At 49.7% G+C, this 22,865-nt stretch carries 23 protein-coding genes and 3 pseudogenes; 18 read left to right on the top strand and 8 right to left on the bottom strand.

Annotated features, from left to right (window positions below):
• Positions 1–20: 20 nt before the first annotated feature.
• Positions 21–1,052: a methionine synthase gene (locus ACIPUG_RS15690; protein WP_014914865.1), complete on the bottom strand. Its 1,032-nt coding sequence runs from the start codon at positions 1,050–1,052 to the stop codon at positions 21–23.
• 30 nt (positions 1,053–1,082) lie between these two features.
• Entirely contained in the window at positions 1,083–2,060 is a 978-nt protein-coding gene (locus tag ACIPUG_RS15685; RefSeq protein WP_400339163.1) for a DUF1852 domain-containing protein, read from the bottom strand.
• 451 nt (positions 2,061–2,511) lie between these two features.
• Here ACIPUG_RS15685 and ACIPUG_RS15680 point away from each other — a divergent pair, with 451 nt between their 5' ends.
• Positions 2,512–2,757: a YmjA family protein gene (locus tag ACIPUG_RS15680; RefSeq protein WP_010284447.1), complete on the top strand. Its 246-nt coding sequence runs from the start codon at positions 2,512–2,514 to the stop codon at positions 2,755–2,757.
• 127 nt (positions 2,758–2,884) lie between these two features.
• On the opposite strand, the gene ACIPUG_RS15675 is transcribed toward ACIPUG_RS15680, so the two are convergent.
• Complete coding sequence (locus tag ACIPUG_RS15675) at positions 2,885–3,220, bottom strand: gamma-glutamylcyclotransferase (protein ID WP_400339161.1); 336 nt, start codon at positions 3,218–3,220, stop codon at positions 2,885–2,887.
• Positions 3,221–3,510: 290 nt separating this feature from the next.
• On the opposite strand from ACIPUG_RS15675, the gene ACIPUG_RS15670 reads away from it, so the two are divergent.
• From ACIPUG_RS15670 to ACIPUG_RS15600, 15 genes are all read left to right on the top strand, one after another.
• Positions 3,511–4,401, top strand: coding sequence for an oxidoreductase (locus tag ACIPUG_RS15670; protein WP_400339158.1), 891 nt, complete (start codon positions 3,511–3,513; stop codon positions 4,399–4,401).
• A 103-nt stretch (positions 4,402–4,504) separates the two neighbouring features.
• Positions 4,505–5,233, top strand: a complete 729-nt coding sequence (locus ACIPUG_RS15665; protein WP_014914870.1) for a MerR family transcriptional regulator — start codon at positions 4,505–4,507, stop codon at positions 5,231–5,233.
• A gap of 228 nt (positions 5,234–5,461) precedes the next feature.
• The gene (locus tag ACIPUG_RS15660) at positions 5,462–5,896 is read left to right on the top strand and encodes a nuclear transport factor 2 family protein (RefSeq protein ID WP_104209643.1); all 435 of its coding nucleotides are present in this window, start codon (positions 5,462–5,464) and stop codon (positions 5,894–5,896) included.
• A complete protein-coding gene (locus ACIPUG_RS15655) occupies positions 5,893–6,612 on the top strand; it encodes an SDR family NAD(P)-dependent oxidoreductase (RefSeq protein WP_400339155.1) in 720 nt (239 codons plus the stop codon). The genes ACIPUG_RS15660 and ACIPUG_RS15655 overlap by 4 nt, the downstream gene beginning before the upstream one ends.
• A complete protein-coding gene (locus ACIPUG_RS15650) occupies positions 6,609–7,871 on the top strand; it encodes an NAD(P)/FAD-dependent oxidoreductase (protein WP_400339153.1) in 1,263 nt (420 codons plus the stop codon). The genes ACIPUG_RS15655 and ACIPUG_RS15650 overlap by 4 nt, the downstream gene beginning before the upstream one ends.
• Position 7,872: 1 nt before the next feature.
• Positions 7,873–8,610 (top strand): DUF1365 domain-containing protein, encoded by a 738-nt coding sequence (locus ACIPUG_RS15645; RefSeq protein WP_205560627.1) that lies wholly within the window; start codon positions 7,873–7,875, stop codon positions 8,608–8,610.
• Positions 8,607–9,827: a class I SAM-dependent methyltransferase gene (locus ACIPUG_RS15640; protein ID WP_400339150.1), complete on the top strand. Its 1,221-nt coding sequence runs from the start codon at positions 8,607–8,609 to the stop codon at positions 9,825–9,827. The genes ACIPUG_RS15645 and ACIPUG_RS15640 overlap by 4 nt, the downstream gene beginning before the upstream one ends.
• Positions 9,824–10,309: a DUF2878 domain-containing protein gene (locus ACIPUG_RS15635; protein WP_400339147.1), complete on the top strand. Its 486-nt coding sequence runs from the start codon at positions 9,824–9,826 to the stop codon at positions 10,307–10,309. The genes ACIPUG_RS15640 and ACIPUG_RS15635 overlap by 4 nt, the downstream gene beginning before the upstream one ends.
• On the top strand, positions 10,306–10,833 hold the full coding sequence (locus tag ACIPUG_RS15630; RefSeq protein WP_180774758.1) for a hypothetical protein: 528 nt from the start codon (positions 10,306–10,308) through the stop codon (positions 10,831–10,833). Before ACIPUG_RS15635 ends, ACIPUG_RS15630 begins: the two co-directional genes overlap by 4 nt.
• Positions 10,830–11,357 carry a DUF3833 domain-containing protein gene (locus ACIPUG_RS15625; RefSeq protein WP_400339144.1) on the top strand — a complete coding sequence of 176 codons (528 nt, stop codon included), beginning with the start codon at positions 10,830–10,832 and terminating at the stop codon, positions 11,355–11,357. Before ACIPUG_RS15630 ends, ACIPUG_RS15625 begins: the two co-directional genes overlap by 4 nt.
• A 13-nt stretch (positions 11,358–11,370) precedes the next feature.
• On the top strand, positions 11,371–12,330 hold the full coding sequence (locus ACIPUG_RS15620; protein WP_400339142.1) for a YbgA family protein: 960 nt from the start codon (positions 11,371–11,373) through the stop codon (positions 12,328–12,330).
• A 617-nt stretch (positions 12,331–12,947) separates the two neighbouring features.
• Positions 12,948–13,415, top strand: coding sequence for an Hcp family type VI secretion system effector (locus tag ACIPUG_RS15615; protein WP_072010364.1), 468 nt, complete (start codon positions 12,948–12,950; stop codon positions 13,413–13,415).
• A gap of 30 nt (positions 13,416–13,445) precedes the next feature.
• Positions 13,446–13,973 (top strand): DUF2778 domain-containing protein, encoded by a 528-nt coding sequence (locus ACIPUG_RS15610; RefSeq protein ID WP_072013536.1) that lies wholly within the window; start codon positions 13,446–13,448, stop codon positions 13,971–13,973.
• Positions 13,942–14,205, top strand: coding sequence for a hypothetical protein (locus tag ACIPUG_RS15605; protein ID WP_141210026.1), 264 nt, complete (start codon positions 13,942–13,944; stop codon positions 14,203–14,205). Before ACIPUG_RS15610 ends, ACIPUG_RS15605 begins: the two co-directional genes overlap by 32 nt.
• 567 nt (positions 14,206–14,772) lie before the next feature.
• Complete coding sequence (locus ACIPUG_RS15600; RefSeq protein ID WP_009113454.1) at positions 14,773–14,901, top strand: hypothetical protein; 129 nt, start codon at positions 14,773–14,775, stop codon at positions 14,899–14,901.
• 62 nt (positions 14,902–14,963) lie between these two features.
• Here the strand turns inward: ACIPUG_RS15600 and ACIPUG_RS15595 are convergent, their stop codons facing one another.
• From ACIPUG_RS15595 to ACIPUG_RS15585, 3 genes are read right to left on the bottom strand one after another with little or no spacing between them, the layout of a single operon-like run.
• Positions 14,964–17,162: a DEAD/DEAH box helicase gene (locus tag ACIPUG_RS15595; RefSeq protein WP_400339139.1), complete on the bottom strand. Its 2,199-nt coding sequence runs from the start codon at positions 17,160–17,162 to the stop codon at positions 14,964–14,966.
• The gene (locus ACIPUG_RS15590; RefSeq protein ID WP_039508987.1) at positions 17,159–18,475 is read right to left on the bottom strand and encodes an ATP-binding protein; all 1,317 of its coding nucleotides are present in this window, start codon (positions 18,473–18,475) and stop codon (positions 17,159–17,161) included. Before ACIPUG_RS15590 ends, ACIPUG_RS15595 begins: the two co-directional genes overlap by 4 nt.
• Positions 18,476–18,478: 3 nt before the next feature.
• Entirely contained in the window at positions 18,479–20,788 is a 2,310-nt protein-coding gene (locus tag ACIPUG_RS15585) for a TerB N-terminal domain-containing protein (RefSeq protein WP_400339136.1), read from the bottom strand.
• Positions 20,789–21,448: 660 nt separating this feature from the next.
• Between ACIPUG_RS15585 and ACIPUG_RS15580 the strand changes: the two genes are divergently transcribed.
• Both ACIPUG_RS15580 and ACIPUG_RS15575 read left to right on the top strand, forming a co-directional pair.
• Positions 21,449–21,628 (top strand): type II toxin-antitoxin system CcdA family antitoxin, encoded by a 180-nt coding sequence (locus ACIPUG_RS15580; protein ID WP_320695790.1) that lies wholly within the window; start codon positions 21,449–21,451, stop codon positions 21,626–21,628.
• A pseudogene (locus ACIPUG_RS15575) lies at positions 21,613–21,944 on the top strand (CcdB family protein). Before ACIPUG_RS15580 ends, ACIPUG_RS15575 begins: the two are co-directional and overlap by 16 nt.
• 33 nt (positions 21,945–21,977) lie before the next feature.
• Here the strand turns inward: ACIPUG_RS15575 and ACIPUG_RS15570 are convergent.
• Both ACIPUG_RS15570 and ACIPUG_RS15565 read right to left on the bottom strand, forming a co-directional pair.
• Positions 21,978–22,079, bottom strand: a pseudogene (locus ACIPUG_RS15570) (mobilization protein mobC); the annotation flags it as partial.
• Positions 22,079–22,243: pseudogene (locus tag ACIPUG_RS15565) on the bottom strand (Arm DNA-binding domain-containing protein); the annotation flags it as partial. The pseudogenes ACIPUG_RS15565 and ACIPUG_RS15570, both read right to left, overlap by 1 nt.
• Positions 22,244–22,865: the final 622 nt, after the last annotated feature.

The following is a 22,865-nucleotide window of genomic DNA, read 5'->3' as shown; positions in this document are numbered from 1 at the left end:
AAGCGATCTACTTGGCGACGTTATTTAGCCAAGAGTTCTTTTCGGACGATTGCCGCGCCGGCACTTAACGCATTGAGCTTGCCTCTTGCGACGCGACGAGATAAAGGCGTCATGCCACAGTTGGTAGACGGATAGAGCTTGTCAGCATCCACAAACTGAAGGGCTTTTCGTAACGTATCGGCGACTTCCTCTGGCGTCTCAATGGTATTGGTTGCCACGTCAATGGCACCTACCATCACTTTTTTACCGCGAATGAGTTCAATCAGGTCCATTGGAACCCGGGAGTTCTGACATTCCAGTGAAATGATATCGATAGCCGATTTTTGCAGTTTAGGGAAAATTTCCTCATATTGACGCCACTCGGATCCCAGTGTCTTTTTCCAGTCGGTATTGGCTTTGATGCCATAGCCATAGCAAATATGTACCGCAGTTTCACATTTAAGCCCTTCAACGGCTCGTTCTAAAGCGGCAATGCCCCAATCATTCACCTCATCAAAAAACACATTAAAGGCGGGTTCGTCAAACTGGATAATGTCGACACCCGCAGCCTCTAACTCTTTGGCTTCTTGATTAAGAATTTTGGCGAATTCCCAGGCGAGTTTTTCGCGACTTTTATAGTGGCTATCATAGAGCGTATCGATCATCGTCATGGGACCCGGCAGTGCCCATTTAATGGGTTGCGTGGTTTGCTGGCGTAAAAATTTGGCGTCTTCAACAAAAACGGGCTTCTGGCGAACCACCGCACCGATGACTGTTGGTACACTCGCATCATAGCGATTACGAATTTTAACGATCTCACGTTTCTCGAAATCAACACCGCTGAGGTGCTCAATAAACGTCGTGACAAAATGTTGGCGCGTTTGCTCGCCGTCGCTGACAATATCAATGCCAGCCTGTTGCTGATCCGCCAGACTCAAACGCAACGCATCTTGTTTGCCCTCAATCAGTTCCTCGCCTTGCAATTTCCAAGGGGACCAAAGGGTCTCAGGCTGCGCCAGCCAAGAAGGTTTCGGTAAGCTGCCTGCAGTGGAGGTGGGTAACAATATTTTCATAATAATCGGTGACCTTGTGTGTTTGGTTAATCAAAGAACGTAATTAGCAGACCATTGCTCAAGAATCGCTTGGTATGGTTTGATGAAGTTTTTCTCAGTAAACTTTCCCTGCTCGATAGCCAGCAGGCTACGTTCTTCTCTATCGTAAACAATTTGAGTGAATGAATGATCCTGATGATTCAGGCTTGGCTGATAGCATTGGCCTGCCGGAGAATTGGCATTGTAAATCTCAGGTCGGTAAATCTTTTGAAAAGTCTCCATCGTGGCGATGGTGCTGATCAGCTCAAGATTCGTGTAATCACTCAGTAAGTCACCAGAAAAATAGAAAGCTAAAGGCGCGACGCTATTTGGCGGCATAAAATAGCGAGCCTGCAATCCCATTTTATGGAAGTATTGATCGGTCAATGAATATTCATCTTGCTGGTATTCGACGCCTAACACAGGGTGCTGATTGCCAGTCCGATGATAGGTGTTTTTACTTGAAACGCTCAGGCAGATAACTGGCGCTTTACTAAAATTCTCTTTGTAACAATCTGAATTTACGAAGCATTTAAATAGATTGCCATGCAGGACGCCAAAGCTATCAGGGGTGCTAAATCCGGGGTGATTCTTATTATAATCTGACAGCAAGACGCTAAAGTCATAATCTCGCACGTAGGAGGAGAAGTTATTTCCTACAATGCCTTCAATGCGCTCGTTAGTTTTTTTATCAACAATATTGGTTTTCAGTATTTCAATGACGGGGAAGCTGCCGCCATTGCCTTCTATATCAACCTCAACGGAAATGATATCAAGTTCGACAGAATAGCGATCGCCTTTGGGGTTATCCCAATGCGCCAGAGAATTGAAACGATTGTCAATCATCGTTAAGGCGTTGCGCAAGTTCTCTTGGCGGTTTTTTCCTCTCGCCAGGTTCGCAAAGTTGGTCGTGATACGCGTGTTTTCGGAGGGGTTATAATTTTCATCGAAACACGTGTTCTTAATCGTAAAGGTGAAATTCTTATTCATCGCGATCTTGCATCCTAATTCTTGATATAAAACCTGAATTTATTGCTTGTTTTTCCAAGGTTTTCAGGTCTTATAATTTTGCAGGTTTCATATTGTCTATAGTAGTGCACAATTTATGCCAGACTCATCGAGTGAGTAAAAGTGATTTAATTTCAATAGACATGAGCCATCTTCATGACCTGGTGTACGGTGCGAATCGGCGCTGTTGCGGTAGTCTCTGTAAAGGTGTGTTTAAGTTTATAACTCAATAGGTTAATGGTGGTTGATTGCATGACCTAATAGTAAAGCTAAAACGAAAAGCTCACCCTGTCTTTTGCTCTTAAGAGGCTAAACGGTCCTCGTTTAGCTCCTTGCCCCACACGGATGACAGAAAAACGACATAAGAATGGTATTATTCAGGCCAGATGATGCAGGCATCAACGGCATAGACCTTAACCCTTGGGGACGACTGATGAACAATGAAATACCGCTTAAATTTTATGACATCACGGATGAGTATGCGACGGAATCTGAAAAACCGGTGAGCGAGTCAGAACGTGACGCTCTGGCGCACTATTTCCAACTGCTGATCACTCGCTTAATGAATAACGAAGAGATCAGTGAAGAAGCGCAGAAAGAGATGGCCAGTGAAGCCGGTATCGACGCGTTTCGTATTGATGAGATCGCGACGTTCCTGAATCAATGGGGCAATGAATGACGCTTGTTAAGGGCGTTTGGAAACAAGCAACATTGAGGTTGTGATGTTCGCGTCCCGCTTAGGTAACCGTAAGCGGGATTTTTCAATTTGGCTGGGGCAGGGCGATGGGCGTATTTGATTTATAACGCTACTGGCTTGTCTGTGGCTGTAACTGATAAACCCATGCCGTAACCTGTTGGTTTTCCGCTGTAATAACCACAACCTCAACGCGATCATAGCCCTCTTCAAATTCATCCAGCATTGGCCAGTGCGCCTCGAGATTATCAGATAAAAATAGATAACCGCTGACGCGCGGCCCGTGATCGTCCAATACGAGCCCTGGGAATCCCTCAGCAGCGCCCCAGCCACTCTCATACAATGTGCCAGCCACATCACCCGGCAGCCAGTCTCCACCGATGTTTTCCAGAATATAGGCATTTTCGTGGCCTGGGCGCAGCGTCCCGTAGACAAACAAACGTTCCATTTTCCCTCGTCAATCAAAGCAATGAATATCCAGCGGGTGAAGAATAATGCTCACGTTAGGGTTTAATAACGCGGTTCGCAACAGGATCTTCACCGCTGATGAGCGGGTGCTGAGTGAATTGTGTTTTCCGCATAGCGATCTCCTCAGAGGTATGTGGTCAGGATGTTGGAAGATCTCTAAAAGTGAATGATGCTATTTACCGGGATCGATAACGCGGAGAAAATGCGGGTGTGCCCGGTGATTGCCGTCGGCACACTGATGATGGGTTAATCAAATCAGGAGGACACAAGATGTCAGATCATCCCACGATGGCTCTTCTTGGGCCGGGGGCAATTGGTACTACCATTGCCGCTGTGCTGCATGACGTTAACCGTACGCCAGTCCTTTGCGGACGCACTGCGCATCCGCAATTAGTTCTGCGTCACGATGATGGTGAAATTGTGGTGCCAGGCCCAGTATTGAGCAATCCGGTGGCTATCAGCCATCCATTCGATCTGGTGTTTGTCGCGGTGAAAACCACCCAAAACGTCGACAGCGCCGAGTGGCTGAATGCGTTATGCGATGAAAATACGGTGGTCTGCGCTCTGCAAAACGGTGTCGAGCAGAAAACTCAGTTGGAACCCTATGTCAACGGTGCAACGGTGTTGCCTTCAGTGGTCTGGTTTCCGGCTCAGCGCGAGCCGGATGCTTCAGTCTGGCTGCGTGCCAAACCGCGCCTGACGTTGCCGGATGTGCCGCAAGCAAAATGCGTCGCTGAGGCGCTCAGTGGTACACGCTGCACGGTTGAGCTGTCTGCGGATTTTTTATCTGTCGCATGGCGCAAGCTGCTGCAAAATGCGGTCGCAGGCCTGATGGTGCTTGCTAATCGCCGTGCCGGTATGTTCTCACGCGGGGATGTAACGGAACTGGCTCTGGCCTATTTGCGCGAGTGTCTTGCTGTTGCGCGTGCCGAGGGGGCTGTGCTGGACGATGGGGTTGCGCAGGAAATCGTGGATAATTTTCAGCGTGCGCCTGCGGATTTAGGCACGTCAATCCTTGCAGACCGGCAGGCGAACCGCCCGCTGGAATGGGATATCCGCAACGGTGTGGTACAGCGTTATGGTCGTGCACGGGGTATTCCTACGCCTATTAGCGATGTGCTGCTCCCGCTGCTGGCGGCAGGGAGCGAAGGGCCGGGTTAACGCCGTGACGTGAACTGTCGGCGTGTTTGTAAGACAACGACGTCATTCAACCTGACGCTATTCGTAGTATATTGAGAGCATTGTTTACTATCAGGCTGAGTACATGTCTTACTCCATCGGTGAATTTTCCCGGCTTTGTGGGATAAATGCGACGACGCTCCGCGCCTGGCAGCGTCGTTACGGCCTGCTCAAACCGATGCGCACAGACGGTGGCCACCGGTTGTACAGCGATGACGATGTCCAGCAGGCGCTAAAAATTCTCGACTGGGTGAAAAAAGGGGTCCCGGTCAGCCAGGTGAAACCGCTGCTGGCTCGCCCAGGCACGCGTCGAACAAATAATTGGCTTGCCCTGCAGGAAAGCATGTTGCAGCGGTTGAAAGAGGGAAAAATCGAATCCTTGCGCCAGTTGATTTACGACGCGGGCCGCGAGTATCCACGTACGGAACTGGTCCGTGAAGTATTGCGCCCGCTGCGCAGCAAAGTCTCGGCCAATATTCCGGCGATGATGACCCTGCGCGAAATCCTCGATGGCATCATCATCTCCTACACGTCGTTTTGCCTTGAAGGGGATAAAAGAGCGCCAGGTGATAACTATCTGATTACCGGCTGGCATCTGAGCGATCCGTGCGAAATTTGGCTCGAAGCGCTTATGCGCACCGGTCAGGGGCTTCGCATTGACGTCCTTCCCGTACCGCCAGCCACTCTGGCGCCGGAGATTTTCCCGGAGCGAAAATGGCTGCTGGTCACCACCGGTAAACTCACCGCGGCTCGCAAAAAACAGATTGACCTTTGGCAACAGCACGTCGCTTCCTTAGACGTCATTCCTCTGTAATTCCGCTTTTTCATCTCCCAATCCTTCACTTCGCTGCCACCTGTAAAGGTGGCGGACGGGTAACGCCTTCTAATAAGAGAAAATTTCACCTGTAAAATAGATATAAATAATCTATTGAAATTATTGTGAAATAAAAAATAACACTGGTAAAACTTGGACAAATAAAAATAATTGTGTAGATTTTAATTATGCGATTACGCCACGTTATTCCAAGCCCAGGTGAGACTCATGAACACATTGTCATCCGTCATCAACCGATTTGTGGATTACTACGCCGAGCTGGATACCCAGCAGCCATCGGCGCTGGCCGAGATTTATCATCCGGATGCTTCGCTTATCGACCCGTTTGGTGAACATGAGGGGCTGGTTGCGATCCAGCGTTATTTCACCCATCTGCTGGCTAACGTTGAGCAGTGCCGCTTTTCCATTGACCCTTCCCTCAGTAGCGGCCATCGTTTTGCCGTAACCTGGACCATGCACTGGGCCCACCCGCGAGTTGCCGGGGGAGAGGCGCTTACCCTTCAGGGATGCTCAATCGTGGATATTCAGGACGATCTGATTATTCGTCAGCGCGATTATTACGACGCCGGAGAGATGATCTACGAACACCTGCCGTTACTGGGCTGGGCGGTGCGCGGTGTGAAAAGGAGGGTGCGTTCATGAAAACGGTCCTCATCACGGGTGCAAGCTCTGGCATAGGCGAGGGGCTCACAAAATCCTGGGCCGATGACGGTTACCGCATCATCGCTTGCGGGCGAGATCCAGACAGGCTGGAGGCGTTACAACAATACAGCCCAAACATCACGGTTAGGTCGTTCGATATGACCGATCCTGAGGCCTGCCGTCAGGCGCTGTCCAACTGCGCTGCCGATTTGGTCATTCTCTGTGCGGGAACCTGTGAATATCTGGATCATGGCGTTGTGGATGCCGCGCTGGTGGAACGGGTGATGACCACCAATGTTCTGGGGCCGGTAAACTGTCTGGCCGCGCTACAGGGGCAGTTGGTTTCGGGAAACCGCGTGGTGCTGGTCAGCTCCATGGCGCACTGGCTGCACTTCCCACGGGCAGAGGCTTATGGTGCATCGAAAGCGGCGCTGACCTGGTTTGCCAATAGCCTACGTCTGGATTGGGAGCCAAAAGGGATTGCCGTCACGGTCGTCTCGCCGGGCTTTGTTGACACGCCACTGACCCGCAAAAATGATTTTGCCATGCCCGGTCAGGTGAGCGTGGACAGCGCCGTGGAGGCTATCCGTCGTGGTCTGGCTAAAGGGAAAGATCACATCACGTTCCCGACAGGCTTCAGCCTGATTTTGCGCCTGCTGGCAGGGCTGCCGAATTTTCTTCAGCGCGCGTTGCTGCGCAGGATGGTGCGTTCATGAACATTGCTATTATCGGCAGCGGTATCGCCGGGTTGACTTGTGCCTGGCGACTGGCCGGACACCATCAGGTTACGCTTTTCGAGGCCGAACCCACATTAGGTGGGCATACCGCTACGGTTGATGTCACTACTCCGCAGGGGACGTATGCCATCGATACCGGGTTTATCGTCTATAACGACCGCACCTATCCACGTTTTATGGGCCTGCTCAGCGAGTTGGGCATCCGTGGGCAAAAAACGCAAATGAGCTTCTCCGTGCATAACCCAGAGAATGGTCTGGAGTATAACGGCCATACTGTCGCTTCGCTGTTTGCTCAACGTCGTAATCTTGTCAATCCGACATTCTGGGGACTGCTGAAATCGATCGTACGTTTTAATCGATTGGCAAAAGAAGCGTTGGCGGGTGAGGTGGATGAGAGCGCTACGCTACAGACTTTCCTCGATCAGCACCGTTTCAGCGGTTTTTTCGCCCGTCATTACATTTTGCCGATGGGAGCCGCTATCTGGTCGTCGTCGCTTCAGGAGATGCGCCGCTTCCCGCTGCCGCTATTTTTGCGTTTCTTTGAGCACCACGGTCTGCTGGATATCGCTCATCGTCCGCAGTGGTACGTGGTGCCCGGCGGTTCGCGGGAGTACATTCGCGCTATGCTGGCACAGTTGGGCGATCGCCTGACCCTCCATCTTAACGCGCCGGTGCAGAAGGTGATGCGCCACGACGGAGGCGTTCAGATCCAGCTTGAGGGATCGAGCTATACGTTCGATCAGGTGATTTTCGCCTGTCACTCCGCGCAGGCATTGGCGATACTTGACGAGCCGACGTCTGCCGAGCGTGAGGTGCTGGGGGATATCGGCTGGCAGCGTAACGAAGTGGTGTTACACAGCGACCCGCGCTGGCTGCCGGTGCGCCAGCGCGCCTGGGCCAGCTGGAACTATCGCCTGAGCGAACATGAACAGGATAGTGCCTGTGTCACCTATAACATGAATATTTTACAAGGGTTGCCAGAGGGTAGCCCCTTGTTCTGCGTTACCCTGAACCCGGAAACACCGATTGACGAGCGCTATGTCTGGAAGCGCTTTGTCTATGAGCACCCGCTGTTTAACCCCAAAAGCTGGCGCGCACAGGCGCGGCGCGGTGAGATTAACGGCTGTCAGCGGAGCTGGTATTGCGGGGCTTACTGGTACAACGGTTTTCATGAAGATGGCGTACGTAGCGCACTCGATGTGGTGAAGGGGATCGCCGCCGCAGGAGAGGGGAACTGAAATGAACAGTTGCCTGTATCAGGGAGTTTTACGCCATCGGCGGCTCCAGCCGAAAGTGCACCATTTTCGCTACAGTATGTTTATGGCCTGGCTCGATCTGGATGAACTCGACGTGCTGCCGTCGGCAGGCATCCGCCGTAACCGATTTGCCGCTGCCGCTTTCCACGATGCGGACTATCCGCTCGGCACGCCGCTCAAAGAGAACGTCCTTGACCGGCTTGAAAGCCTGATCGGCGAGCGGCCTGATGGCCGGGTTATGCTTCTGACCCAGTTGCGCTATTTCGGGTTCCACTTTAATCCGGTCAATTTTTACTACTGCTATGACCATATGGGCATCTTGCGCTGGATACTGGCGGAGGTGCGCAATACCCCGTGGAACGAACGCCATTACTATGCGGTCGATGGTCATGCGGTCGATGGTCAGGAGGCCCGCCCGCTGGAAAAGGCGTTCCACGTATCCCCCTTTAACCCGATGGACATGGTTTATCACTGGCGTTTCAACAGCCCCGGTAAAACGCTGCATATGCATATCGAAAATCATCAGGAATCTAAAGTATTCGATGCCACGTTGGTGCTGCGCCGTGAACCACTGACGCGCGCAAACCTGACGTCACTTCTGCTGCGTATACCGTTGATGACGCTGAAAACGGTGTTCGCTATTTATTGGCAGGCGCTGCGGCTATGGCTTAAGCGTGTGCCGCTGTACAACCATCCCGTCAGCAGGAGTGAACGCTCATGACCGATCCCGTCTTTGCGCTTGAACCCGACATCCCGCGCAACGCTCGTATCGCGCGCTGGCTGCTCTTTCGTTTGCTAAGTGGTATCCGCGAGGGCGCGATCACGGTACGTGAAGGGGCGCAGACTTTCCATTTTGGCGATGCTGCCGCCACACTGCGCGCCGACGTGCAGATCCTTGCTCCAAGCGTGTACTGGCGTTTGCTGACAGGCGGTAGCCTCGGCGCTGCTGAAGCCTGGATAGACGGCGAGTGGGAGACCAATCAGCTCACCCCGCTGTTGCAGATTCTTGCGTTCAACAGCAAGGTGCTAGAGCAGATGGAAAGCGGTTTTCGTCTGCTGGGCAGGCCCGTTGAGCGGCTTCGCCACTGGACGCGGCGCAACCATCGGCAGCAGGCGCGGGAAAACATCGCTGCCCATTACGACCTGGGCAATGAGTTCTACGCACATTTTCTCGATGAGGAAATGCTCTACTCCAGTGCACTGTTCACCGCCGACGAGCAGGATCTTACCCTGGCCCAGCGGGCAAAGATGACCCGCCTGTGTGAACAACTGACGCTGACGGCCAGCGATCACCTGCTGGAAATCGGCACCGGTTGGGGGGCGATGGCGGAGTTCGCCGCTCGTCATTACGGCTGCCGCGTCACCACTACCACGCTGTCGCAGGAGCAGTACGACTGGGCGAAAGCGCGGATTGCCCGCGCGGGGTTGCAGGATCGAGTGCAGGTCCTGCTGTGTGACTATCGCGATCTGACCGGCGAGTTCGATAAGCTGGTGTCGGTCGAGATGATAGAAGCGGTAGGGCAACGCTACCTGCCAGCCTTCTTCCGCACCTGTCAGGCACGTTTGCGCCCGGGAGGGAAAATGGTGATTCAGGCCATCACCATTCAGGATCAGCGCTACCGCGACTACAGCAAAAGCGTCGATTTTATTCAGCGCTACATCTTCCCCGGCGGTTTTTTGCCAAGCATTACGGTGATGAGTGAGCTGATGACGCGACACACCGATTTTGTCGTCCGCAATCTGTTCGACATGGGGCCTGACTACGCTCGCACGCTGGCACAGTGGCGGCAGCGGTTTGTACACGCCTGGCAGGATATTGAAAAGCTCGGTTTTGATGACCGGTTTCGTCGTATGTGGCTCTACTACTTTGGCTACTGCGAAGCCGGATTTAATGCACGTACTATCAGTGCGGTGCAACTGACTGCGGAGCGCGTATGAAGCGCTATGTGCAGGTCTTTCTGATGGCAATCGCGTTCGATCTCTACTGGACGCTGGTGGTGTTGTTTCGTGAACGAGGCCTGTTTTTGTGGCTTGCGCTCGCGATACTGGCCTGCCTGATGCTATCGCCTGCACACCGTCTTTACGCCCTCCTGCTCGCCGCGGCGGGGAGCGGCCTTGATGCGTTCTGGGTATGGACGGGGCTGATCGACTTTGACGGCGACGTACTGCTGCCGCTATGGATGGTGGCGCTGTGGTTGATGTTCGCTACCGTCTGGACTGAACTGACCCGCACGACCACGCTGCCGGTGTGGCTACTGACGCTGATGGCGACCTTTGGCGGGCCAGTGGCGTACATCATCGGTGAACGTCTGGGTGCGATGACCTTCCTGAAGTCTGACATTATCGTCGCCAGTTGGATGGCGTCGGGCTGGCTGATTCTGATGCTGTTTTTCCACATGTTGATGGGGAAGCGACAATGAGAACCGCGTTATTGATGTTGCTGTGGCTGACGGCCATCACGCCCGTCGCCCATTCTGCCGACTGGTTAAGCTGGCGCAAAGTGGGTGATGCAACCCTAACCTGGGGGCCGTTCACCGTCTATACCTCCCAACTACTCACGCCGGACGGCCGGTATAACGGTCCGGAGCAGGATCAGGCGTTAATTATTACCTACAAACGCAATATCGACCGCGACGAGCTGGTCGAGGCCACTCGCGATCAGTGGCAGGCGCAGGGCGTTCTGGCACGCGAACCGCAGAGCGAATCCTGGCTGCGTATGCTGCATTCCCTCTGGCCCGACGTCACACCGGGGGCGCAGCTGGCCTTTGTGTTTAACGGTAAGCAAGGGCAATTCTGGTACCGCGCCTCGGCGTCACAAAAAAGTTTTGCCCCGCTCGGTCCGAGCCAGCCTGCAACCTTTAGTACATGTTTTCTGGCCATCTGGCTCGATCCTCGCACGCAATATCCCGAACTGCGTCAGCAGTTGATCGGAGGTAAAAAATGAAACGTATTCTGACACTGTGCCTGATGCTGGTAATGCTGACAGGCTGCAGCACAGAGGTTACTGACTACCGACAACAACAGCCGTCGCTAGATATCTTCCAGTATTTTCAGGGGAAAACCGAAGCGTGGGGCATGGTGCAGGATCGCAGCGGTAAACAACTGCGTCGCTTCCACGTCGACATCACCGGTAACGTCATTGGCGACACGCTGACGCTTAACGAGCATTTCGTCTATGACGATGGTGAGCAACAGCAGCGCGTGTGGCATATCCGGCGCATCGCTACCGATCGCTACGAGGGCACCGCGGGCGATATTGAAGGTGTCGCGACAGGTCAGGCTGCGGGCAATGCTTTTAACTGGCGTTACAGTATGAACGTTAAAGCTGACGGCCGTACCTGGCTGTTACATTTTGATGACTGGATGTACCTACAGGACGGCACGCATCTTTTTAATAAAACAGAGATGAAGAAATTCGGGATCACCGTCGGGACGGTCACGCTTTTCTTCACCCGAAATACACAGTAAAGAGGGGAGTGCCATGACTATTCAACCCGTCATTGGGATCAGCGGATGTTTAACCGGCTCGGCCGTACGGTTTGACGGCGGGCATAAACGTATGAACTTCGTCATGGATGAGCTGGCGCAGTGGGTGACCTTCAAACCCGTCTGCCCAGAGATGTCCATCGGCCTGCCCGTGCCCCGTCCGGCTCTGCGTCTGGTACAGACGGCAGAAGGCGACATTCGCATGCGCTTCAGTCATGCCCCACACGACGATGTAACGGAGAAAATGGCCGACTTCGCCGAGACTTACCTCTCACATTTGGGGCAACTGTCGGGCTTTATCGTTTGTGCCAAATCGCCGAGTTGCGGTATGGAGCGCGTGCGGCTGTATGACGAAAAAGGCAATCGCGGGCGTAAAGAGGGGGTTGGTCTTTTTACCGCTTCATTACTGGAGAAATACCCGTGGTTACCGGTTGAAGAAGATGGTCGCCTGCACGATCCGGTGCTGCGGGAGAACTTTGTCGAGCGTGTTTTCGCCCTACATGAGCTGAACACTCTGCGTGCCAACGGCCTCACGCGGCGTGCGCTGCTGGACTTCCACAGCCGCTATAAACTTCAACTGCTGGCACACCACCAGGCGGGCTACCGTGAGATCGGGCCGTTTGTCGCGTCGCTGCATGAATGGGAAAACCTGGATGATTTCTTTGTGGCCTATCGCGAAAAACTGATGACAATCCTGAAGAAACCCGCTTCGCGGAAAAATCACACCAACGTGCTAATGCATATTCAGGGTTATTTCCGTAATCAGTTGACCCTCCGCCAGCGTGGTGAACTGCGCGAGGTGATCCTGCACTATCGCGATGGACTGTTGCCCATCCTCGCCCCACTTACGCTGCTGAAGCACTATCTGGCCGAATACCCCGACCGCTATCTGCTAACTCAAAATTACTTTGACCCTTATCCGCAGAGTTTGGGTCTTCGCCTTCCGGTTCACTGAGGGAGAAAGAGGGAAAGGGCATGATAAATGGGGCAAAGGTTACTTAATCTGAATACGCGTATGGGAGTCCTGCATTATCACGGGAGTTTCCATTACCCTGAACATCTCCCGCGGATATTCATCAAAGAAATGTTTTGGTGGCGCGATATGATATCCTTGCACATTAAGGGATTCTGATTTGCCATAGTGAGCTGATGTTGAAACGAATGTAGCGTTCAGATCTGTCAGTCACCTAAACGTTAGATTTATTCAATAAAGACTAATATATGTTGAATAAGGTTTTTTCATCTTTATGACTTAATAAGAAACAATATATGGACCTAAATAAAAATTTTATTCATTATCTCTGTCTCGAAGCCTGATACGGTATTCAATCATCCATAAAAAGCACTCAATATTTTGTTATCAAAATGAGGTCTTATTGTCAAAGGAACATGACAATATGGGGGCTGCCCGTGTTGTGATTACATTCACTGTAGTTGCGAGTTCTACAATGCATTATTGACAGTTTTATTCTTTATTTGTTAGAGTTGGTGGTATTTAAAGGGTGTGCTTTTTCCTTAAAATAGGGTTAATAATATATTGTATATTAAATTAAATAAAACAAGGATGATACTATGTCACATATTGTTTATTTGACGTTGGAAGGTGAAAAGCAAGGGTTAATTTCATCTGGTTGTTCTACACTTGATTCGATCGGAAATAGATACCAACATGGGCATGAAGACCAAATACAGGTATTAAGCCTAAATCACACTATAACCCGAGAAGACAATGTAGCGCATCACCCAGTACAATTAACTAAACCTATAGATAAATCATCTCCATTACTTGGTGTTTCAGTTTCGACGAATGAGTCGCTTACAGCAACATTCTATTTTTATCGAACTAATCAGGCTGGGCAGTTAGAAAATTTTTATGAGTTGAAATTGACTGGTGCTAGAGTTGTTGCTGTTTCATCGACATATCCTCACTCAATTAATAATACAGAGTTAATTCCTTTTGAAGATGTTATGCTAAGATACAATACTATATCTTGGTCGCATAAAGTTGCAGGTACGTCAGGATATAGTATTTGGGGGTGAATTAGGAAGTTAATAAAAAGGAATTTATACATGCCAATTCATGGGAAGTTTATTGTTAATAATGCTGATTTCTCTCCTTTGATAATGTATGGTCTTGGTACTTTTTTGGCTTATTCTGGCAATCGTGTATACCGCAACCAAGCCGGTTGTATTGGAATACCAGACAATGGCCCAATTCCTGACGGTCTTTACCATATAGTAGATAGACCAACAGGTGGTTGGAAAGGAATGGTTCGAACAGATCTTCATGACTTTTATTCATGGCCCACCTCAACGCCAGTAATCAAATATGAGTGGTTCGCTCTTTATCGTGATGACGGGGTAATTGATGATTATACATGGGTTAATGGTATAAAACGTGGGAACTTCCGCCTGCATCCACCGGGCCCACTCGGCATCTCATTAGGCTGTATAACTCTACAACATAGAACAGATTTTTTAGCAATCCGCCGAACATTAGTATCAACCAGAAAAACGAAACTGGCTAATGGCCTGATGTCATATGGAACGATTGAGGTGATCCTTAATGGTCATGAAGCGTGTCCCAACGGGAGTTAAATTACTCATTGGTGCTGTGATTTATATTCTAACATTTTTGTTAGCAAGACCATCGGATCCTGTAACGAAGGGAGAGCGAGAGTTTTGGATAAAAGCGGCTGAGTTATTCGGAGAGCGTGACGCGGAAGGGTTTATAGGGATAGCTCTACTTATAGGTTGCTTTCTTGTAACATTGGTTAGCTATCTAACCGTTGTTCATATTGTAGAGAAAAAGTTAAATGAAAATCATTGAGCACTTTAGTGGGTATTGAATTGTTTTTTAATATATTCATGACTTATTTCATGTGTTGATTTTTATAACTCAGTTAGTTTGCTTTTTTCCATGATGCGCATTCTACACAAGGATAGTATTTCAATGATGAAAGCAAAAGGGCCTAATAGCTGACGGTTCACCATAAATAAAGACAGGCATAGAAGGTTGTGATCTACTTAGTGTTCCACCAAAAAGTAAGGTCACGCCTCTATGCTTGCTTCACAAGTTTGCCATAAATTTTTTAGCCAGCCCCTGAACTCACTGCATCAGTACCGTAAAATTGTAGGTATCCCTGAAATCCGCACCATTCTCTTTTAGAGATTCTCTGGCATGTGGATTAGGTTACCATGAAAGCGAACTTCCGTTTCTCGTTCATCGCAGATGTTATGTGGCCTCGAGTCTGTCCGGCTTGTGACAAAGCGGACATAGCTCACACAATTGAGAATTAGTCGTTTGAAAGCAGTTAACCTCAAATTGAAAACTTTCATTACATCCCATATATCGATGTAGAGGGCTTCCCTCTTAAACCGTTAAAGGATAACTATCATGGCTCTTAAACCTGGTCCTAAACCAATTGCTAAATCGACAGGAAAACCTGATAAACGTCGGCGTGATAATAAGGATACTCCCGGTAATACTCCGGAGTTAAAACCTAGTAAATCCACAGGGAAATAAAAAATAAGCCAGCGAATAATTTAGGGTGTAAATGAATTTTTATACCCTATTACGAAAAGAGACTACAGAATATTTTTCTGTAGCCAGATCTGCGTACCTTCTATGTCATATGCTTTTGCTCCATATCCTTTCGCAAGCAGGGACTCCGGCAGATAATCGTCATATTTATCCAGATATTTTTCTGGAACATCTGCAGCGAGTTCTGATTCTGAAGGCAAGCCCGAAAATAGCATTTGTTTTAGCGCGTGTTGGACAGTGGGTACACTTGCGTCATCTATTTCTATAACACCTGCAAATGAACTGGCTTTAAAGCTGCTACGCATGAGTAAGGCCGTTATTGTATTAACGACTTTATCCCCCATCCACGGGAGAACGTAACTACGCTGGCCGTCAGAAATAAAATGGGAGTTTTGCAGATTGAAACGCTTAAAACTGTCACATCCTTCTGCAAAGAGGCTTCTGGCGGTGGCATCGGCATAATCGACTCTCTTACTTCCTATCGCGATGCGATAATCATTCTCCCTGTATATGGCGAGCATCTCTTGGCGAACAACATCATGAACAGACATACCCCCACCACTAAACTGTGGCGGCTGGCCGCCTTTGGTCGCCTCGACATAGATAACTTTTTTTTCCACCTCGATCTCTGTCACTTTCCAGCGGCGTCCACCGAAGATTATGTGCTGGTCAGGCAGAAGGGGAGAGTCCACTGGTACTGTGCCAAGGGTTCGGCTTCCTGCGACAATGCGGAACTCTTCTGGAGTATTGAACACGGCGTAAAACGTATAATGGTTAGTCAGTTTCTCCCCCTCAGCCCCGATAACCATTTCACCGCTAGCAAGTTGTGTCAGCAGACCGTATCCCCCCATATGCCGAAGCAGAGTTTTGAAATCAGTTAAGTCGATGTTCCGGAAGGGGCCTGTCTGGCACAGTTGTGACCAAAGTTGATCGGCTCGAACCCCGCCCCATTGCGCTGTGATCGCAAGGATTTGGTGCAGCAACGTGGAGTAATGCATCTGGCGGGCATCAGCCGGTTCGAACCATCGCTTAGTGATCATCAATCTAATCATCGCCATCGACTGAACCAGTTGTAGCCGCAAGCGGTCTACCATGTCGCTGGTTGCGGTAAGTTCTTGCTCAGAGATCAGCATTCTCAGAACCGATGGCGAATCTCGCCGTCCTGACCGGCCCATACGCTGACGTAGGCTGGAGACGGAATGTGGAGGAGTAACCTGTATAACCGACTGCACCTTACCGATATCAATACCCAGCTCAAGCGTCATGGTACAGACTGCTGTTGTAGGCAAATTACCCTGCTGTAGGCGGGCTTCGAGCGTCTCGCGTAATTCCCTAGACAGGGAGCCGTGATGGGGAAAGAATTCATTAGGAACAACATTTTCCTCACACATGTCGCTCAGCGTCGCCGCAATGCTTTCAGTGCGCTTTCGACTGTTTGCAAAAATTAAATGGGAGTCTCCACGGCAGAGTCTGAAAATGTCAGCGCAGACGTGTTTTTCTGCTGAGCTTTGTGGCTCTTCTCCTTTTTCGGTCACCGGTATCAGATAGCCTTTAACCTGCACTTGCAGTGTGGCTGTGCTATTGCTGTCTGTCACAATTTCGCAGGGCAATCGCTGATCCGGACGCAACAGTTCGGGCACTTTATCCAGTTCTCCTAATGTAGCGCTCAACGCAACGCGGGGAACCGGATTCGCATGACGGCCCAGTACATGATCAATTCTGTTGAGAAGGGAGAGCAACTGCATGCCGCGCTCAGTACCAATAAAGGCATGAAACTCATCAATAACAATGTAGGCTACTGGCGAAAAAGTCTGTTTAATCCAACCCGATGAATTTATAAGTAAAGACTCAAGTGATTCTGGCGTAATAAGAAGGATACCCGCTGGGTCAGTCCGTATTTTCTTCTTTTTGCTTTGCGGTACATCACCGTGCCATGGTGTCACCGGCATATCCAGCGCTTCGCCAAGGCTCTCAAGACGTCGATACTGGTCGTTAATCAGCGCCTTAAGCGGGCTGATATAGATAATACCAAATCCACCTGTGATATCTGCAATCGCTGAACAGGCAGGCAGAAAGAAAGCCTCTGTTTTACCCGCTGCCGTACCTGCACTGATTAGCACGTCTTGGTCACGGGCTAAAACTACCGGGATAGCGCTCTCTTGCAGGGGCCTTAATGCAGACCAGCCCTGCTTATAAACCCACTTACGGACGCGGGGATCGAGACTATCGTATGCGCTGCTCATAATTTGAAGTTGGCCAGGCCGTTATCATCCTCTTCTTCCTGCGCAATGGTCTCATCCATGTCGCTGGGCCTGTCATCTTCAATCGCCACACCCGAGATTAGCGTCTGCCAGCTTATCGTACTGTTTTGTTCCAGCACGGCCAGCATATCCAGGAAACCTTTGATGGTGTTTCGGGGGGTACGGAAGTAAGCATCTCCGATGCTTTTACTGCAGTGGTGCAGAAAACCGGTAAGTGCATCATCTGATACCAGATACTTTTCTGGCTCTCCGCCTGCATAAACATGGCGAAGATTTTTCAGTAAAATATACAATTCCTCTGGGGTGAGGCTGGCAAGATGTAGCGTAGGTGACGAGTAGTCAATCACTCCTGCTTTCTGAGCGAACCGATTTTCCGCCAGACGCGATTGCAACGCCTCATAGCTGTAGAGCCCTTTACGCGGATCAAACAGGAACTCGGGCGTGCCTCCAAGAACAAAACCAATATTCTCGGCAGAACCCTGCAGACAGTCATTCAGGATCCGCAGGATCTGTTCATAGTTTGCAGTCCTCGCTTGAGTGTTGTTCAGCTTATAAAGGTTTACCATCTCGTCGAGGCTGACCAGTAACCCTGCATAGCCTGCCTGACGAACAAACAGGCTTACCAGCTTCAATGAATCGTAAAACGAGGCGTCTGAGATAATAGTCCGGACGTCGAGATCGTTTCGGGCATCGGTTTTTGTGGTGTATTCGCCCCGCAGCCAGCGAATGGCATTGGATTTTAACGTCTCGTTATCCTGTTCATGTCCGCGCCAGAATGCATCGATGACTTTAGCAAAGTCATATCCCCCCACCATATCGGACAGAGCAGCCAGGCGTTGGTGAATAACCGACGAGACTGTAGTGCCATCCGCATCAGCCTCCTTCCTTGCCTCCGTGACGAACCGCTCCACAACACTGAGTAACGCATTACCATCAGGTTTGTTGCGGGTGGACATGTTCTTCATAAGCTCCGAGTAGAGATTGCGCGCCTGACCTCCCGATGAGTGAATGCGCCTGTCGGGGGAAAGGTCGGCACTGACTGTTACCAGCTTTTTTTCCAGCGCAATAGAACGTACAACGCTCAGAAAGAACGTTTTGCCTGAGCCGTATTCACCGATGATAAGTCTGAAGCTCGCGCCGCCGTCCGCGATCCGCTCAATATCCTGATGGAGAGCCGTTATCTCATTCATCCGGCCCACCTGGATGTGCTGAATGCCTATTCTTGGCGTTACACCAGACTTCAGTGATTGGATAATAGCATCCCGCTCTTTAACTCTTATGCGTGTCACAGACATTAACTATCCCTCTAATTCTTTGGCAATTTCCAGGTCTACCCAGATATCATCATCGTCATCATCCAGCACTGGTGCATCAACCACTGCATAGGACCAGTCATTAATAACCTCAAGTGCACCGCTGAGCATCAAATTAAAATTCTCGCACAGTTCCGACACCTCTTTCCGGGGCCACTGTTCCTTTTCCAAAAGCCTGTGGTAAAGCTGGCTATGTGCATTATCAAGGCCACTATCATGCGCTCCGGCTGCGGGAGTGCTCTCGCGCAATTCCGGTTCGTCCTCGGTGAAAATTGCGCTAAGCAATTTACGGACATCGTCTGTGGCTGACTCATGGTGAGCCAGCACGCTGGCGTCCAGCGTGAACTCAGCGGCCCCAAGACTCGCTGATGCAGACGACAGCGGGGTAACCTCTGCCGTAGAATGCTGATGGATGTTGCCGGAGATAGTGGAAGGATCCAGTCCTAGGCCTGAATAAATTTTTTCCAGCTGTTTGATTTCGGCGGGCTCAATTCTGCCATCTGAGCAGGCTACTCCCACGATAACCTTACCTACTGCTGATTTTTCCATCGCACTCAACAGCGCTATTCTATTTTTCATGCCTGCCATGTTGGCCGGGGTATGAAGTTGCCACGTCAAATACGCATGTAAGGAGCGTTTTTCATCTTCGCTAAAGCCAGAATTATGGTCGATAGCATTTTCCAGCACTTTCTGCTCGGCCTGATCAAGGCTATTGTCGGTTAAAGCCACCATTGACCCCAGCCTTAGCGCCATCACCGCTGAGATAAATGCCGGAGATGGTGGTAAGCGCGCTCCCTCACCAGCGGCAAATAAAACCAGTGAGCCGCCAGCTTCTGCTTTCACATGGTGGTAAAGCGGATCAGGTGCCAGGCAGTAGCCCATTTTCAGTGCAAAGGCCTGCATCAGGTCGGCCTCTTTTTTATTGATTTTCGCCGGGCAAGTGGCTCCCATATGTGCCCAGAAGTCAGCAACGGTGGTTAGCCCCTTGTGGCTCGCTATCACTTCATCAGCCCAGCGTTTGAATGTATTTAAAACTTTTCCTGCGCTTTCATTGATGATTTCCATAGGCAACAACATGATTGCCGCAGTATCATTTTCTGACGTACCTTTCCTGCCAAGATAGCGGCTGTAAGCATCCAGTTCATCTGTACAGATCTCTGCAAGCGTCATGATCTTCTGGACTGGTCCCTTCAATGCACTAGGGTCAGGCAAGTCTGGAACAGGAAGGCGAACGCCACGCAAGCTGGGACTTGCAGGGTTGTAATCCAGACGCAGTCGCGTTTTATTCGGTTTGACAACCATACCTTCACCGTATTTGAGGGTATAGCGCCGTTTGAAAAGCGCAGCGAATTCTTTCGCACAGCGGCGGGCGGGAGTTCGTAACGCATACTCCGTGTGATTTGTTACCCACGTCAGCGCCAGATCGGCTGACACAGGAACTCCAGCATCCACAGCCTTTGCCAGCGCTAGCTTAAACAACATACCATTGCTGAAACTCGAATCACGGCCAAGATCGGCAACCAGATCAACATCTGGGCGCAGAATAGACATTGCTTCCAGTAACTGGGACGAGTAATTCCGGAAAGAGCGGTTCTCAATGAATACCGATCTTAACCGGCAGATTTCATTAAATAGAGTACGGAACTCTGCGTCAGGTGTATTACCATCCCGGCAGTCAACAAGTGCCTTTCTTTCCAGCCCATACAGATAGATAAATACGTAACCTACAGGGCATGACGCGTCGGACCTATCACTGGCAAGCCAGTTTAGATACGCGCCGCGCGCATCAGCTGAAAGCGAGGAATAGCTGGGCCAGTATCCCAATGAACCATCTTCATAAAGATAAGGTTTGTGGCGAATATTGAGCGTGTCGTCAATTAATGATGCCTCAGTGCCATCATCATAATAGCCACTTAAGCTCTGCCCAGCAGGCTTCATCCGCTGACCGAAATAAAAGTAACCACCGGTAATCTCCACACCACCCACAGTGGCCACATCACCCGGCAATACCCATCGAGCCAAAGTACCAGTAGTAGTTTTTGAGGTATTCTGACGTTGAGTCGTTGTTATTCTGTATTCGACATTACGACCGCCCAGTGTAAAAGTTGCCAGATCATCATCTTCACTGTCATCGTTTCTCACAACAGCCTCTTTTTTCTTGATGTCAGCAAGCCATTCTTTAGGTGGCGCTTTCACGATTTTGGAAGGATAAGAATCTGCAGATTTATATTTTTTCTTTTTGAAAAACAGTAGATAAATTACATAAATCGCCGCTATAAATATCCATAGCTCCATGGGTAATAACCTTAAGAATGACTTTTCTCATACGCCGAAAAAATGGCGAGGGAAAATAGGGGGAAGTGGATTAATCCTAAAATAATACTTCTGTATTGCGAAGTTTAAAATCAAAACATGACCAAATTTAGCTCATTGGTTTTCACCGATAAAACCATTAGCTAGCAGCTAAATGCGCAAAGTCGGCAGTTAATTCTTAAGACGGACTAATGCTAGGCCTCCGGGTACTGTTGCGTTATTGCGTTAACATGTGAACAACAGCTACGTAGATGTAGACACGGCAAGACTTTACACTGACTGCAAAACTTACCTGTTTACTGAGCAGAGTTCACGATCCTGCTGGAGACCTAGTCTATTAATCTCTAGCGTTCCCGCTTTTTCATAAAGCAGACTGCCATATCTTATTGTTTTCTAACTCAGAATACTGACAGCTCAACTTTGAACTAATATCGTTAAACCCAAACCCATTTCATCGCTGCGGCCTAAGGGGCGCTACGCTCGATTATGCAGGGTCAGTTTTTTCTCCCGTGTGACTTACGTTCCCGAATCAGCTTCCGGTTAATCGTTTCCCAACACAACCCGTCCAGCAAGGGTAAATGGCACGCATTCTGCGTCCTTGCGTGCCGGAATGCTGTAGGGAAAGCGAACGAGCGTGCCTTACTGATAAGAGCGCGTGAAGCGGGTATTAACCTGAGTGCTACTCTGTCAACCGCACTGGATGCGGAGCTTCGCCGTCATGAAGCGAAAAAATGGCAGGAAGAAAACAGGGAGGCTATCGACGCATTAAATCGTTTTCATGATGAAAATGGCTGTTTCAGTGATGAATACAGGACGTTTTAACTACGCAATTTACCGTATACGGTAATACTGGGAAAAGCGCCGTTTATCCGCTGTTGCTCGATGTCACGAGCGATATTATTGGGAAATTGAATCGTCGGATAGTGATCCCATTGCTCCCTATTGAAAAGTATCCGGCAGGCCGCCGACCGGATCGCTTTGTCCCCGTCGTCAGGCTGACAGGCGGCAAAGAATACGCCGTAATGACCCACGAGCTGGCCAGTATCCCTGTCCAAGCCCTGGGCGCGGTGTTTTGTGATGTTCGCAGTACCGTTCTCAGTTAAAGGCTGCAATAGACTTCCTCATCGACGGATTCTGACGTTTCTTTCTATGCTGTTAAACAGGCATGCCTTTAATCGTGGGTGACGGGAGGCTGTTCAAGTTCGTCTATCGTGCGGAAGAGAAACATCTCCCGATTTTTCGCATCAAAAGGAACTGAAATTCCGTTCCTTAAGCGCCCAACGCTATGCGGATCTCTTTGCCACAAAAATAGTATCTGAAGTACCAGAGGCGCGAACCAGTAGGTTTAACGTGAAGATACAGGCCGTGAGAATCGGAAACTTTGAAGGGTTTTGCGGACGGTTTCACGTTGCGGATTTTTGAGTCATTAAGAGACATTTGGGGGTCACTCCGTCATCGAACCAGCGTGACCCCCAATCTGACCACCAAATTCTCCCGATGCAGAAGGAAAACAGAATGCGCATCGGAAATACTTTTGCACGTGAAGGCATTGAATAAAATGATAAAAACAAAAATCCCGCTTAAGTTTCCTTAAGCGGGATTTTCTAAATTTGGCTCCTCTGACTGGACTCGAACTTCATCTGTAGCTCCTGTTATTAGTGGATTAGTTTAAATACTGTTATTTTTTACCAGCATTTTTACCATCATTATTTAATCTTCAACTATTAAATGTCAATTAAAAACAATTTGTTGTTGTCATAACCTGTTGTTTATTGCTGCTTGTTCAAGGTTTTATTCTCAACATCATATTGTCAGTGTTACTATAATTTTTATGTTTGTGAAACAGATGATTATTGACTGACAGATCAATTTTTAACAGTGCTAATTGATTGGAACTGATACAGGCTGAAGCTTAATTCACTATGCGTGAAAATCTGCATCCACTTAATCATCTCCAGCAAAACCTGAAACACCTACATACGACAGGCTGATTTGAGCTGTGAGTTCAATGGGTCGATGCAACGCTATCCTTAATCAAGGGGGACGTTGCCATGAAACG

The sequence above is a fragment of the Pectobacterium sp. CHL-2024 genome (assembly GCF_044751765.1).
In the GTDB taxonomy this organism is placed as follows: Bacteria; Pseudomonadota; Gammaproteobacteria; order Enterobacterales; family Enterobacteriaceae; genus Pectobacterium; species Pectobacterium brasiliense.
This window is presented reverse-complemented; position numbering and strand designations above follow the sequence as displayed.